Origin of the sequence: uncultured Fretibacterium sp. (assembly GCF_963544685.1) — a bacterium.
Taxonomy (GTDB): domain Bacteria; phylum Synergistota; class Synergistia; order Synergistales; family Aminobacteriaceae; genus CAJPSE01.
Genome location: NZ_CAUUGJ010000067.1, coordinates 1 through 13,148 on the forward strand (window position 1 = coordinate 1; position 13,148 = coordinate 13,148).

Annotated in this window: 14 protein-coding genes; all 14 read left to right on the top strand. The window is 65.4% G+C overall.

The genetic code is table 11. From position 1 onward, the window contains the following. Window positions 1-772, top strand: a 772-nt coding sequence (gene lpxD, locus ABLA28_RS07365; protein WP_347713118.1) for a UDP-3-O-(3-hydroxymyristoyl)glucosamine N-acyltransferase, incomplete at its 5' end; no start/stop codon positions are given. Then, complete coding sequence (locus ABLA28_RS07370; RefSeq protein WP_347713119.1) at window positions 762-1,616, top strand: UDP-3-O-acyl-N-acetylglucosamine deacetylase; 855 nt, start codon at window positions 762-764, stop codon at window positions 1,614-1,616. The genes lpxD and ABLA28_RS07370, both read left to right, overlap by 11 nt. 82 nt (window positions 1,617-1,698) lie before the next feature. After that, entirely contained in the window at window positions 1,699-2,169 is a 471-nt protein-coding gene (gene fabZ, locus ABLA28_RS07375; protein WP_299298948.1) for a 3-hydroxyacyl-ACP dehydratase FabZ, read from the top strand. Continuing rightward, window positions 2,166-3,002: an acyl-ACP--UDP-N-acetylglucosamine O-acyltransferase gene (gene lpxA / locus ABLA28_RS07380; RefSeq protein WP_347713120.1), complete on the top strand. Its 837-nt coding sequence runs from the start codon at window positions 2,166-2,168 to the stop codon at window positions 3,000-3,002. The genes fabZ and lpxA overlap by 4 nt, the downstream gene beginning before the upstream one ends. Before the next feature lie 65 nt (window positions 3,003-3,067). Next, window positions 3,068-4,717 (top strand): phosphoglucomutase (alpha-D-glucose-1,6-bisphosphate-dependent), encoded by a 1,650-nt coding sequence (pgm, locus tag ABLA28_RS07385; protein ID WP_347713121.1) that lies wholly within the window; start codon window positions 3,068-3,070, stop codon window positions 4,715-4,717. 7 nt (window positions 4,718-4,724) lie between these two features. Then, window positions 4,725-5,009 (top strand): S4 domain-containing protein, encoded by a 285-nt coding sequence (locus ABLA28_RS07390; RefSeq protein WP_299298952.1) that lies wholly within the window; start codon window positions 4,725-4,727, stop codon window positions 5,007-5,009. A gap of 135 nt (window positions 5,010-5,144) precedes the next feature. Continuing rightward, window positions 5,145-6,422: a phosphopyruvate hydratase gene (gene eno, locus ABLA28_RS07395; protein ID WP_299298954.1), complete on the top strand. Its 1,278-nt coding sequence runs from the start codon at window positions 5,145-5,147 to the stop codon at window positions 6,420-6,422. A gap of 116 nt (window positions 6,423-6,538) precedes the next feature. Beyond that, a complete protein-coding gene (locus ABLA28_RS07400) occupies window positions 6,539-6,919 on the top strand; it encodes a RidA family protein (protein ID WP_299302875.1) in 381 nt (126 codons plus the stop codon). Between the two features lie 191 nt (window positions 6,920-7,110). Next, on the top strand, window positions 7,111-7,503 hold the full coding sequence (gene yajC, locus ABLA28_RS07405; RefSeq protein ID WP_347713122.1) for a preprotein translocase subunit YajC: 393 nt from the start codon (window positions 7,111-7,113) through the stop codon (window positions 7,501-7,503). A 179-nt stretch (window positions 7,504-7,682) separates the two neighbouring features. Further along, entirely contained in the window at window positions 7,683-9,092 is a 1,410-nt protein-coding gene (gene secD / locus ABLA28_RS07410; RefSeq protein ID WP_314718592.1) for a protein translocase subunit SecD, read from the top strand. A gap of 12 nt (window positions 9,093-9,104) precedes the next feature. Continuing rightward, window positions 9,105-9,959, top strand: coding sequence for a protein translocase subunit SecF (gene secF / locus ABLA28_RS07415; protein WP_347713123.1), 855 nt, complete (start codon window positions 9,105-9,107; stop codon window positions 9,957-9,959). Between the two features lie 157 nt (window positions 9,960-10,116). Then, the gene (locus ABLA28_RS07420; protein ID WP_347713124.1) at window positions 10,117-11,172 is read left to right on the top strand and encodes a M42 family metallopeptidase; all 1,056 of its coding nucleotides are present in this window, start codon (window positions 10,117-10,119) and stop codon (window positions 11,170-11,172) included. Window positions 11,173-11,698: 526 nt separating this feature from the next. Continuing rightward, the gene (locus tag ABLA28_RS07425) at window positions 11,699-12,865 is read left to right on the top strand and encodes a hypothetical protein (protein ID WP_347713125.1); all 1,167 of its coding nucleotides are present in this window, start codon (window positions 11,699-11,701) and stop codon (window positions 12,863-12,865) included. A 39-nt stretch (window positions 12,866-12,904) separates the two neighbouring features. Then, window positions 12,905-13,148 (top strand): hypothetical protein (locus tag ABLA28_RS07430; RefSeq protein ID WP_347713126.1); only part of this gene is annotated, 244 nt, incomplete at its 3' end.

A 13,148-nucleotide genomic window follows, 5' to 3' on the forward strand; every position in this document is an offset into this window, starting at 1 on the left:
CGAGCTGCGGGGGATCCATCCCGCCGCGGTCGTTGCGGAGGACGCCGTAGTGGACGCCGGGGCCTGGGTAGGGCCCCTCGCCGTGGTGGGGTCCGGCTCGATCATCGGCTCGGGATGTCGGATCGGCTCCGGGGCCTGTATCGGGTCGGACTGCCGGGTGGGCGACGGAACCCTCGTCGAGCCCCGCGCCGTCCTCTTGGACAGGACGCGCGTCGGCAGGAACTGCATCCTGCACTCCGGGTGCGTGCTGGGCTGCGACGGGTTCGGCTTCCTGCCCTCCCCCGAGGGGCCGGTGAAGATTCCTCAGATCGGGGGGGTCGTGATTGGCGACGACGTCGAGATCGGGGCCTGCACCACGGTGGACCGGGGCACGATCGGGGACACGGTGGTCGGGGACGGGACCAAGATAGACAATCACGTTCAGATCGGGCACAATGTGCGCATCGGCCGTTTCTGCATCGTCTGTTCCATGTCCGGGATCGCCGGGAGCTCCGTCCTCGAGGATGGGGTGACGCTCTCCGTCCAGGCCGGGGTGACCGACCACGTGAGGATCGGCAAGGGGGCCGTCCTGGCCGCGCGCAGCGGCGTGACGAACGACATCCCCGCCGGGGCCGTGATGTCCGGCTTCCCGGCCCGGCCTCACGGTTTGGCCAAACGCGCCCAGATGCTGGCCGCGGAGCTTCCGGAGCTCTTTAAACGGCTGCGCCGGCTGGAGCGGGCCCTGAAGAACGGGGGCGTCGGAAACCGCGGGGAGGAAGACGATGGCCGTTGAGAGGAGCTCCGGGCCTTTTTCCTTTCGCTGCCTGACGGAGGGCTTTTCGCTGCGCGGGGTCGGGCTGCATTCCGGCCGGGACTGCGTCCTGACCGTCGAGCCCTGCGACGGAGGGCCGCTTTTGCGGCACGAGGGCGCGGAGATGCCGCTGAGCCGGCTGGGGCTCGTCGGGACGGGGCGGGGGTCGGACTACGTGTTCCCGGACGGACATCGCGTCAGGACCTGCGAACACGTGTTGTCGGCCCTGGTCGGCCTGGGGGCCTGGGGCGTCCGGATGACGGTGGAGGGACCCGAGATGCCCGCCCTGGACGGGTGCGCGCAGCGGATGGCGGAGTGCGTTATGGAGCATTCGGAGCCCTGCGGGGCGGGGCCGGAGCCCTTCGCCCTAGCCGCGCCGCTCCGCGTCGGGGACGAGTCCCGGTTCGTCGCGGCCTTCCCGTCCTCCAGGTTCTGCGTCACCTGCGTCGTGCGCTACGAGTCCCCCCTGATCGGGACGCAGATGCTGGACCTGGTCCTCGAGCCGGGGGCCTATCTGGAGCAGGTCGCCCGGGCCCGGACCTTCGCGATGGAGGCGGAGCTCGAGGCCCTCAGGGCCCGGGGCATGGCGCTGGGCGGGTCGCTGGATAACGCCGTCCTCGTCGGATCGGGCGGGATACGGGCCTCGGGGGGGCTGCGGTGGCCCGACGAGTTCGTGCGTCACAAGGCGCTGGACCTGATCGGGGATCTGGCCGCCGTCGGCCGTCCGCTGTGCGCCCACGTTGTCGCGGTCCGGGCGGGGCACGAGCTGCACCTGCGTCTGGCGGAGCGCCTGCGCGCCCTGTCGGGCGGACATCGGGGGTCATGACCCCAATCGGCACGACTTCAACCGGCATGACCTCGATCGGGTCGTGCCCCAAATCTTTTTCGCTTCTTTCGGAGGGACGTCCATGGACATTATGGAGATCATGAAGATCCTGCGGCACCGCTATCCTTTCCTGATGGTGGACCGCATCACGGAGTACAGCGACAGCCACGTGGTGGGCTACAAGAACGTCACCATCAACGAGCCCTTTTTCCAGGGGCATTTCCCCGGAGAGCCCGTCATGCCCGGCGTGCTGATCCTGGAGTCCATGGGACAGGTCGCCTCCGTCATGGTGGCGGTCAGGCTGGGCGAGGGGCAGAAGGACAAGATCGCCTTCCTGGCCGGGGTCGACAACGCGCGCTTCCGCAGGCCGGTTCGTCCCGGGGACAGGCTCGTCACCAGGGCCGAGCTCACGCGCCTGAGGGGCACGATCGGAAAGGCCAGGGTGACGGGATTCGTCGAGGACGAGGTCGTGGCGGAGGGGGAGTTCATCTTCATGGTGGCCTCGACGCTCGAGAGGACGAAGGGGGCCGGGAAAGAGGAGGCGGAAAAATGAGCGTGACCGTCCATCCCTCCGCGGTCGTCGAGCGGGGGGCCGAACTGGGGGACGGCGTCCGGGTCGGCCCGTGGTGCCACATCGCCTCCCGTGTCTCGATCGGGGAGTGCACGGTTCTCGAGGCGTTCGTGAGCGTGCACGGCGGCGTGACGATCGGCAGGAACTGCCGCATCCACGAGTACACGGCGGTGGGCGGCGACCCTCAGGACCACGGATACAGGGGCGAGGAGTCCTGGGTGCGCATCGGGGACGACAACGTCATCCGCGAGAACGTGACGATCAACAGGGCGACGGGGGAGGGGTGCGAGACCGTCGTCGGGAACGGCTGTTTCATCATGGACGGCGTGCACCTGGCCCACAACGTCCGGCTGGGCGACCATGTGACGCTGGCCAACAAGGTCGGGCTCTCCGGGTTCGTCACGGTGGGGGACCACACCGTCTTCGGCGGCATGTCGGGCGTCCATCAGTTCGTCCGTGTCGGGAGCCACTGCATGATCGGCGGGCTCTACCGAGTGACGAAGGACGTGCCCCCCTACACGTTGGCCTCGGGCGAGCCCCTGAGGCTGGCGGGGCTCAACGTCGTCGGGCTGAGGCGGGCCGGTTTTTCCTCCGAGGTGCGCCGGGCCCTCCGTGCCCTCTACCGGAAGCTTTACCGTCGGGACCGCCTCTTCTCCGAGTCCCTGAGGGAGGCGTTGGCGGATCGGGATGCCTGCATCCCCGAGGTTCGGGCGGTCCTCGATTTTTACGAGGGAAGCCGCCGTGGGGTCACTTTCTGGGGCCGGACCGCGGACGAGTCGGATGGGGACCGGTCCCCCGAGGGAGTTCGTCACTAGGGAAGTCCACGGAATCAGGGAAGTTCACCGAATAAAAAAATTTGTCAACGAGGGAGGTCGTTTCCATGGGCGCCGTATCGGAAGCCGTATCCGGACCGCTGCGTAAGACGGTCAATATCCCCGGGCTGATCAGCGATTACTACACCCTTGCCCCGGACCCCGACGACAAGGCTCAGCTCGTCGCCTTCGGGACGTCCGGGCATCGTGGGTCCTCGTCCCGGAAGAGCTTCAACGAGGCGCACATCCTGGCCGTGGCGCAGGCCGTCGCGGAGCACCGCGCGGAGGCGGGGGTGAGCGGGCCCCTCTACATCGGCGCGGATACGCATGCCCTCTCGGAGCCCGCGCTGCGGACCTGCGTGGAGGTGCTGGCGGCAAACGACGTTACGGTCGTCCTGCAGACCGGTCTCGCTCCGACCCCGACCCCCGTCGTCTCCCGTGCGATACTCGTCCACAACCGCGGGCGCGCTTCCGGAGGCGAGGCCGACGGCCTGGTGATCACCCCGTCGCACAACCCTCCCGAGGACGGCGGCATCAAGTACGATCCGCCGAGCGGCGGCCCCGCCTCGCCCGAGATCACGTCGAAGATCCAGCGGCGCGCCAACGAGTTGATCCGCTCCGGCGTCGAGGGGATCCGGCGCGTTCCCTTCGAGCGGGCCCTGAAGTGTGACACCACGAAGTTCCATGACTACGTGATGCCCTACGTCCTGGCCCTGGCGGACGTCCTCGACATGAGGGCGATCGCGGGCGCGGACCTGCACATCGGCGTCGATCCTCTGGGGGGATCGGGGATAGGCTATTGGGGGCCCATCGCCGAGGTCTACGGCCTGAAGCGTCTGGAGGTCGTCAACCCCAGAATCGACCCGACGTTCTCCTTCATGCCCCCGGACCACGACGGAAAGATCCGCATGGACTGCTCGTCCCCCTGGGCGATGGCGAACCTGGTGGAGATGAAGGACCGGTTCGACGTGGCGTTCGGCAACGACACCGACTACGACCGCCACGGCATCGTGACCCCGGAAGGGCTGATGAACCCCAACGCCTACCTGGCCGTCGCCGTGCAGCACCTCTTCTCCACCCGCGGGGGGTGGCGGGCGGACGCCGCCGTGGGCAAGACGGTGGTCTCGAGCTCCGTCATCGACCGCGTCGCGGAGGGCCTGGGGCGCAGGCTCTGCGAGGTGCCGGTCGGGTTCAAGTGGTTCGTGGATGGGCTGCTGGACGGCTCCATGGGCTTCGGCGGCGAGGAGAGCGCCGGGGCGTCGTTCCTGTGCCGCGACGGCTCGGTCTGGACGACCGACAAGGACGGGATCATCATGGACCTGTTGGCGGCGGAGATCCTGGCCGTGACGGGCAAGGACCCCGCGCGCCATTATGCGGAGATCTCCGCGCGATACGGCGCGTCCTGCTATGCGCGCATCGACGCGCCTGCGACGCCGGCCCAGAAGGCCGCGCTCTCGAAGCTGTCCCCCGATAAGGTCGAGGCCGACACGCTGGCGGGCGACCCGATCGTCTCGCGGCTGACCGCAGCCCCGGGCAACGGGGCCCCGATCGGGGGGCTCAAGGTCGTGACGAGGAACGGCTGGTTTGCCGCGCGTCCCTCGGGGACGGAGGACCTCTACAAGATCTACGCCGAGAGCTTCCAGGGCGAGGCGCACCTGAGCCGGATCCAGGAGGAGGCGAAGCGGATCGTCTCCGAGGCGATCCGCGGGGCGGAGTGAGGGCGGGATGAGGATCGACAAATTTTTGAAGATGGCCCGTCTGGTCAAGCGCCGCAGCGCGGCTCAGGAGATGATCGAGCTGGGCGCCGTGCGTCTGGACGGGCGGGCCTGCAAGTCCTCCGCCGAGGTCCGGGAGGGGGCCGTGCTGGAGGTGGCCTACATGAACCGGGTGCTGAAGGTCCGGGTCCTCTGTGCCGACGAGGCGCTGCTGAAGCGCCCGGGGACGGTCGCCTGGGAGACGATCGGGGAGCGCGCCGTGGCCCCGGACCGGAACCCCTGGGAGGACGGTTAGCGCCGCCCGGGGGTTGCTCTGTTTTGTTCTATAATGTACCTGAGACGACGGGCCTGAAGCTGCGCCGGAAATGGGGAAGGGGCGGCGTTTCGGGCATCGGGGATTTTTCAGGATAAAGGAAGGGAGTCTGGGCGCATGGCTACGATAGTCGGGATTCATGGCAGGGAGATATTGGACTCCAGGGGCAACCCCACGGTGGAGGTCGACGTCTTTCTCGAGGACGGCAGCTTCGGCAGGGCCGCCGTCCCCTCGGGGGCCTCGACGGGGGTGCACGAGGCCCTCGAGCTTCGGGACAAGGAGAAGCGCTACTGCGGTAAGGGGGTCCTGAAGGCCGTCGAGAACGTAAACGACAAGATGGCCTCGGAGCTCATCGGCATGGACGCCGACGACCAGGGCGGCCTGGACCGGGCCATGCTGGAGCTGGACGGGACGCCGGGCAAGTCGAACCTCGGGGCCAACGCCGTTCTGGGGGTCTCCATGGCCAATGCCCGGGCCGCGGCCCAGAGCCACGGGCTCCCCCTTTGGGCCTATCTGGGCGGGGTCGGCGCCTATATCCTTCCCACCCCCATGATGAACGTTATCAACGGCGGGGCCCACGCGGACAACAACGTCGACATCCAGGAGTTCATGATCGTCCCCCACAGCGCGCCGTCCTTCTCCGAGGCGCTGCGCATGGGGGCGGAGACCTATCATGCCCTCAAGGACTGCGTCAAGTCGCGCGGCTACTCGACGGGGGTCGGGGACGAGGGCGGCTTCGCCCCGAACCTCAGGAGCAACCGTGAGGCCCTGGACCTGCTGATGGAGGCTGTGTCCAAGGCGGGGTACCAGCCGGGGAAGGACATCGGCTTCGCGCTGGACGTGGCCTCGTCCGAGTTCTTCAAGGACGGTAAGTACGTCTTCGAGGGCGAGGGCAGGACCTTCTCCGCGGAGGAGCTCATCGGATATTACGAGGGCCTGGTCCGGGAGTACCCCGTCCTCTCCATCGAGGACGGCATGGCCGAGGACGACTGGGAGGGCTGGTCGGCGCTGACCCGGTCGCTGGGCGGCAAGGTTCAGCTGGTCGGCGACGACCTGTTCGTCACGAACCCGGAGATCCTCGGGCGGGGGATCGAGAGGGGGATCGCCAACGCCGTCCTGGTGAAGCTGAACCAGATCGGGACCGTGTCCGAGACCCTGGAGGTCATCCGCATGGCGTCGTCGTCGGGCTACGCGTCGGTGATCTCGCACCGCTCGGGCGAGACGGCCGACACCTTCATCGCCGACCTGGCCGTGGCCTCGAAGGCCGGCCAGATCAAGACGGGCAGCATCGCCCGCACCGACCGCGTGGCCAAGTACAATCAGCTGCTGAGGATCGAGGAGGAGCTGGGGGAGAACGCCCGTTACGCGGGGCTGAGCCACTTCTCCAGAAAATAGCCGAAAGGGCGTTGCGGGAGGCGTCGCGTCCGGCCCGTTGGACATGAGGGAGCGCGTGTGCGGCCGCACCGCCGCCCGATGATGTTTCTTAATTTTATATTTTGGAGGGTGATTTTATGAAAAAAATCGTCAGCACCGACAAGGCCCCGGCGGCCATCGGCCCCTACAGCCAGGCGGTCCAGGCCGGGCAGTTCCTCTTCGCCTCGGGACAGATTCCCCTGGACCCGAAGACCGGAAAGATGGTCTCGGGCTCCGTGCAGGATCAGGCCGTGTGCGTCCTGGAGAACGTGAAGGGGGTCCTGGAGGGCGCGGGCTATTCCCTGCAGGACGTGGTGAAGACCACGGTCTTCGCGACGGATATGGCGAACTTTGCCGCGGTGAATGAGGTCTACTCGAGGTATTTCGGCGAGAATCCCCCGGCCCGCTCCTTCGTCGCCGTCAAGGCACTGCCGAAGGACGCGCAGGTCGAGATCGAGTTCGTGGCCTGGAAGGCGTAGATCGTTCCCATCCCGCAGCCGCCCCCGTGCGTATCCGGGCGGCCTGCGGCAGGGCGTCTGATATAATCAAAAGTCGCGTTTCTCTTTTGCGAGTCGTGCCTCTCGTCGGGTGCTCGTATTTCCGCCGAGGGGCAGTTTTGTGACTGGAGCGGTTTTGTCTTTCAGTTCAAGTCTTTAAGGAGGAGATCTCATTGGCGGATCAGGCTACGACGACGACGGCGGTTTCTCCCTGCGGTGCCACCGGCGGAGGAACGGCGGGCGGCGAGGGCGGCGCAGCGGGAGGGGCTCAGAGCATGATGGGGATGCTCTTTCCCCTGGCGGTATTCGTCCTCATCTTTTACTTCTTCATCATTCGTCCCCAGCGCAAGCGCCAGAAGCAGCACGAGGGGCTGATCTCGAGCATCGGGCGCGGGGACCAGATCGTGACGATCGGCGGGTTCTTCGGCACGGTGCGGGAGGTCCGCGACGATACGTTCCTGATTGAGCTGGCGGAGGGCGTGCGGGTGCGCATCCTCAAATCCGCCGTCCAGACCAAGAAGGTCGTCACTCCGTCGACGCCTGCCTCGGAGGAAAAGAAGGACTAGGGAAGCGCCGACGGGAACGAGACTGCCTATTTTATCGGGAGTGACTATGCAAAGCATCTTTAGGCAAAAGAGGTAAAAATTCGGGCAGCGGGGCCGCTGCGGTGCTGCGGCCTCGTGCCCGTTCTGCGGCATCGCCTCTGGTGCGGGCGATGCGACAATCTGGATTCAGGGGGATAAGCATGATTCGTAGAGATCGTCTGCGGCTTTGGGTCGTGGTGATCGTTGTCTTGGCCGCGCTGGCCTACGCGTGGCCCGTGGTGGGGAGGCTCAATATGGGGCTCGACCTGAAGGGCGGAGCCCATATCGTCCTTCAGGCCAAGGATACCCCGGAGGCCCCCGTGGAGAAGGACAGCATCGACCGCCTGCTGGCCGTGCTGCGCAACCGGGTGGACCAGTACGGCGTTGCGGAACCGATCATTCAGAAGAGCGGCCAGGACAGGATCATCATCGACCTGCCGGGCATTCAGGACCCGAACGCCGCTCTGGAGCTGATCGGAAAGACCGCGCAGCTGGACTTTCGTGAGGTGCTGGACGTCAGCGCCCCGCCTCCGCCCTCGCCCGAGAGGAAGAATTACGACAGCGACGAGCAGTTTGCCCGTGCCCAGGAGCGCTGGAGGTCGGCCGCGGCGCTCGGGAACAATGCCAGCGCGGACTTCTCGGCCCGGGCCGCCGGAATGGAGGGGGCGATCGTCGCCCCCAGCGAGGACGAGCGCGAGGGGACGGAGGGAGGACGCTACTACCTGCTGGGCAAGGTGCTGCTTTCCGGCAAGGAGCTCAAGGATGCCGCGGTGAACCCCGACAGCCTGGGCCGCATGGGGGTCTCCCTTTCCTTCAACTCCGAGGGGGCCAGGCTCTTCGAGGAGGCCACGGGCCGCCTGGTGGGGAAACAGATCGCCATCGTGCTGGACGGCGTGGTGATTTCCGCGCCCGTCGTTCAAGACCGCATCTCGGGCGGCAACGCGCAGATCACGGGGCGCTTCTCTCCGGACGAGGCCTCGCGTTTGGCCATCATGCTCAAGGCCGGCGCGCTGCCCGTGGCGGTCGAGATCGCCGAGAACCGTTCGGTCGGCCCCAGCCTCGGCGCGGACTCCGTCCGTCAGGGGCTCCAGGCCGGCCTCTTCGGGGCGGGCATGGTGCTCGTCTTCATGCTGATCTACTATCAGTTCCGGGGGCTGGCCGCGGACGTCGCCCTGGTCGTGACGATGCTCCTGGTCTTCGCGGGGCTTATCGCCTTCAACGCGACGCTCACCCTGCCCGGCATCGCGGGCATCATCCTGACGATCGGCATGGCCGTGGACGGCAACGTGCTGATCTACGAGCGCATCCGCGAGGAGCTGCGCGCCGGAAAGACCTCCCTCGCGGCGCTGGACTCGGGCTTCCGCAAGGCGCTCGTGACGATCCTCGACTCGAACATCACGACGCTGATCGCGGCCGTCGTCCTCTTCTATTTCGGCTCCGGATCGGTGCGCGGCTTCGGCGTCACGCTCTCCATCGGCCTCGTGGCCAGCGTGTTCTCCAACGTCGTCGTGACCCGTGCGCTCCTTCAGATATTCATGAGCCGGAAACAGAACGCCCTGAGGCGCAGCTAGGAGGTGGACGCGATGAATTTCAATTTGATGAGGTACCGCAGGCCGGCGCTTCTTCTGAGCCTCGTCCTGGTCGTCCTCAGCCTGGGGCTCCTGCTTTTCAGGGGCCTGAACCTGGGCATCGACTTCACGGGCGGCAACGTCATTCAGGTGGAGTTCGGGAACCGGCCCGACGTGGCGGAGGTCCGCGAGGTCGTCTCCGCCGTCGTGGCCAAGGGGGCGATGATCCAGAACTTCGGCGAGGCGGGCATCATCATCCGCACCAACGAGGATACGGAGGGGAGCCGCGAGCAGGTTGTCAAGGTCCTGCAGGAGAAGTACGCGGACATGAAGGTCATCGGCTTCGAGAAGGTCGGCCCCGTCGTGGGGCGGGAGCTGCGCAACCAGGCGGTCGTGGGCATCTCCATCGCCCTCGTCGCCATCCTGATCTACATCACCGTGCGCTTCCAGTTCCGCTTCGCGGTGGTGAGCGTCGTCCCGCTGGTGCACGACGTGGTGATCGCCCTGGGCTTCTTCAGCCTGACCCAGATGGAGATCGCCTCCTCGTTCATCGCGGCGCTCCTGACGATCGTGGGCTACTCGCTGAACAACACGATCATCATCCTGGACCGCATACGCGAGAACTGGCGGGACCTCCCGAAGGTCGGCATCGTGGAGCTGGTCAACCGGTCCGTGAACCAGACGCTCTCCCGGACCATCAACACGACGCTGACGACGCTCTTCCCCGTCGCGGCCCTGTGCGTCTGGGGAGGGCCCGTGCTGGCCGCCTTCAGCTACGCCATGCTCGTGGGCATCGTCGCGGGAACCTACAGCTCCATCTTCGTCGCCACGGGGTCTTTGATCGAGTGGTGGCTCCGGAAGCCGGAATAGCCGAGAAAAACGCTGTCTTGATCGGCGCTTCCTTGATTTGGGGCGGCCCTTGTGGGCCGTCCTTTTTTTTTTGCGGACAGGCGGCCGCTCTTCTGGTAAACTTTCGGCATGAAAAAGTTCCGAACGGAAAAACTCCCAAGGTGAAGGGGCTGGCAGATTGTCGTACAACATGGATCGTATTCTGGATTACGCGGTGAGCCTGACTCTGGAGCTGCTGGCGATACCGTCCGTCGCGGGGGACTGCGTCGAGGCGATTCAGCGGGTGTCGCACGAGTTCGAGGCCCTGGGCCTTCCCTTCGAGGAGACGAACAAGGGGGCGCTCATCGCCGTCTGGAGGGGTTCGGACGACGAGCGTCATCGGGTGGTCTCCGCCCACGTGGACACCCTGGGCGCCACGGTGCGCCGGATCAGGCGGAACGGCAGGCTGAGGCTCTTTCCTCTGGGGGGCTTCGACTGGCGCAGCTTCGCGGGGGAGAACTGCTTCGTCCGCACCCTGGAGGGGCGGGAGTACCGGGGGACCGTGCTCCCGGACCATGCGGCGCGCCATGCCTTTGCCGAGGCCGTACGCAACGAGGCACACGACCTGGACAACGTGGAGCTCCGCCTGGATATCCGGACGGACTCCAGGGAGGCGACGGAGGCGTTGGGGATCCACTGCGGGGATCTGGTCTTTTTCGACCCCAGGAGCGAGCTGACCGAGACGGGATATCTGAAGTCCCGATTCCTGGACGACAAGGTCGGGGTCGCCATCCTGCTGGGGGCCGTCAAGGCGATGCGGGAGCAGGGACTTTCCCCCGCTCACACGACGCACTTCTACATCAGCAACTACGAGGAGATCGGGCACGGCACTCCCGTGATGCCCCCGAAGACCGTCGAGGCCGCGGCCGTGGACGTCGGGGTGGTGGCGGAGGGGTGCGCGTCGAGCGAGCACGCCGTGACGATCCTGTCTCGCGACGGCGTTCTGCCCTACGACCGTGAGGCGGTGCTCCAGCTGAAGCGCCTGGCGGACGACGAGGGGATCCCCTACCGGATCGACGCCTACATCAACTATGCCTCGGATGCCTCGGTCGCGGTGAGGAGCGGCAGGGACGTGCGGGCGGTCTGTTTCGGCCCCGGGACGGAGGCGACGCACCATTACGAGCGGACGCACCGCGACGCGGTCGACGCGTCGATCCGCCTGCTGGCCGCCTACCTCCAGTCGGAGATCGCTTAGCCGCGGGCTGCGGGAAAAATGCGGTGTTCCGCGGTCCCGGACGGCCTCGCGGAGAAGCGGGCTTCGACCCTGTCAATAGCCAAAGAAAAAGTTACCCTCGTGTCGCTCTGCTCTAAACCGGAGTGACCATTTCCCCTGAAAGAGCGCCTCCAGGGGTGAGCCGGGGCGGACTTGCGAGTTTTCGCAGGTTCGCCCTCATTTTTTTCGTTCCTCATTTTCCGAAAGAGCATACCGCACTGAGCGATCGTCTTTGCGGACGGCACGACCTAGCGGTGGAGGGACATTGCCCTGAAACAGGTTTCGGCACAGCGGAAAACGGGAAACCAGAAAAATTGCGCTTCAGGACTTATTGATAAACGTTGCATTATAGGGATGGATTTGTCTGGGAGTTTTTCGAGACACATTTTCTGTTTTGTTTTTTGCGGAAATGGCAGCCTCCATAGCCTCGATGAGACTCTGGGCTGTGGAGACGGCGCGAAAGCGGCCCTGGGGTCGTGAGGTCTTTTATTTCACAGGAGGTGTATCGATGATGCGGCGAGCTCGTTATGTTTTGGCCGTGTGTCTGTTGTTGGCGTTCTGGCATTTCCCCTTCGACCGCCGTGCCGGGGGCGGGGAGGCGACGAGCGGGACGGGCTGGAACGACGGAGAGATGCCGCCGGTCTTCAACCCCTACGTGGAGGACGAGGCGGAGGAGACGGACGAGACGCGGGTCGTCCTGTTCGAGGGAGTGTCCCGGGACATTCCTGCCTACGTCCTCGACGGCCTCCGTCGGCAGGGTGGTTCCTTGGACGTCGCCGTCCGGGATTACTTCGAGGACAGACGTTTCGACACGCTTTTCACCCCCACGGGGCTTCTCTCCCTTTATTACGGGAAAGAAGCAGGAGATAAGACGGCGAACCCCGACCGGGAGGCGAAGGCCTGGGTATGCGCTCATTTGCCCGACTTCTTCGACCATTTCTCCCGCGCGCGTCAGCTCGACGCACTGCGCCTGGAGTACCTGCGCCGCATGGAGGAGTGCCGCCTCATGGTGGAGCTTGGGGTGGAGATGGAACAAGGAGAGGAAAGCCCGGAGCGGGATCCCCTGTATCGGCTGGGTGAGGCGGATGCGAAGGGGTACTACGACGGGAAGGGGAAGGCTTTACAGGAACTGAGGGAGATGAGGCGCATTTGGCCCATTCGAGCATACTACTTGAGCTGGTATTCCCTTGATTCTACTTTGACATTGACGGAACACGATAAACGGATGGCGAACAGCTCCAAGGAGATTATCCGACTCGTCGCGGACTACTGGGAGATCCCCGAAGGGGCTTCGGGGGATGTTTGGCCGCAGTACGTTTGGGAGAAGGAGCGGAAGATGCGGTCCATGGAGGGGGAGGTCTTGAGCAGCCCGACGCACCTGCTGTTTCTCGTCGAGACCGGGACGCTCCTTCGGTCCTTCGCACCGGAGGAGGCGTATCGGTGCATGAGCCTGGCCTGGGTGCGTCAGTGCCAGGCGCACCGGGAGCTTTCGGCCCGCATCGTGGAGATTCTGCGCCGTTCCGGCCTTCGTGAAGACTACGCACGGTCCGTTCGGAGATGGAAGAAGGGCGCTTCTTCCCCTGCAAGCCGTCTCGGTGCTTTTGTCAAACCCAGAAAAGTCTTTGACGAGATATTTAGTACAATACTTAAGTTTCGATCTCGGGTCGATTTTTGAATGAATAACTGAAGAAGAAAGAAGAAGGGGGATGGAGTGATGAGGAAGATTCTGAGAAGTTTGCGGATCGTGGCTTTTGCCTGTGTTCTGCTCCTTCCTGCAGGAGGCGATAAGGCCTGGGGGGCCACCGTAACTGTTCTGCAGGCAAGGAATGTTGCGACAAGCTGGATTCTCAAGGACTCCAACCCCATGAAAAACGGCATGGGGCACAAGGTTAGGGATGTCCTTGTCTACAGCGGAGGCGCTCAGGGAGAGGGCCTGAGTCAGCTGACCTGTACGGCGA

Bases quoted from the DNA above. Each gene is read 5' to 3' on its own strand.
- ABLA28_RS07370 (WP_347713119.1), top strand. From the start codon at position 762: ATGGCCGTTGAGAGGAGCTCCGGGCCTTTTTCCTTTCGCTGCCTGACG.
- fabZ (WP_299298948.1), top strand. From the start codon at position 1,699: ATGGACATTATGGAGATCATGAAGATCCTGCGGCACCGCTATCCTTTC.
- lpxA (WP_347713120.1), top strand. From the start codon at position 2,166: ATGAGCGTGACCGTCCATCCCTCCGCGGTCGTCGAGCGGGGGGCCGAA.
- pgm (WP_347713121.1), top strand. From the start codon at position 3,068: ATGGGCGCCGTATCGGAAGCCGTATCCGGACCGCTGCGTAAGACGGTC.
- ABLA28_RS07390 (WP_299298952.1), top strand. From the start codon at position 4,725: ATGAGGATCGACAAATTTTTGAAGATGGCCCGTCTGGTCAAGCGCCGC.
- eno (WP_299298954.1), top strand. From the start codon at position 5,145: ATGGCTACGATAGTCGGGATTCATGGCAGGGAGATATTGGACTCCAGG.
- ABLA28_RS07400 (WP_299302875.1), top strand. From the start codon at position 6,539: ATGAAAAAAATCGTCAGCACCGACAAGGCCCCGGCGGCCATCGGCCCC.
- secD (WP_314718592.1), top strand. From the start codon at position 7,683: ATGATTCGTAGAGATCGTCTGCGGCTTTGGGTCGTGGTGATCGTTGTC.
- secF (WP_347713123.1), top strand. From the start codon at position 9,105: ATGAATTTCAATTTGATGAGGTACCGCAGGCCGGCGCTTCTTCTGAGC.
- ABLA28_RS07425 (WP_347713125.1), top strand. From the start codon at position 11,699: ATGATGCGGCGAGCTCGTTATGTTTTGGCCGTGTGTCTGTTGTTGGCG.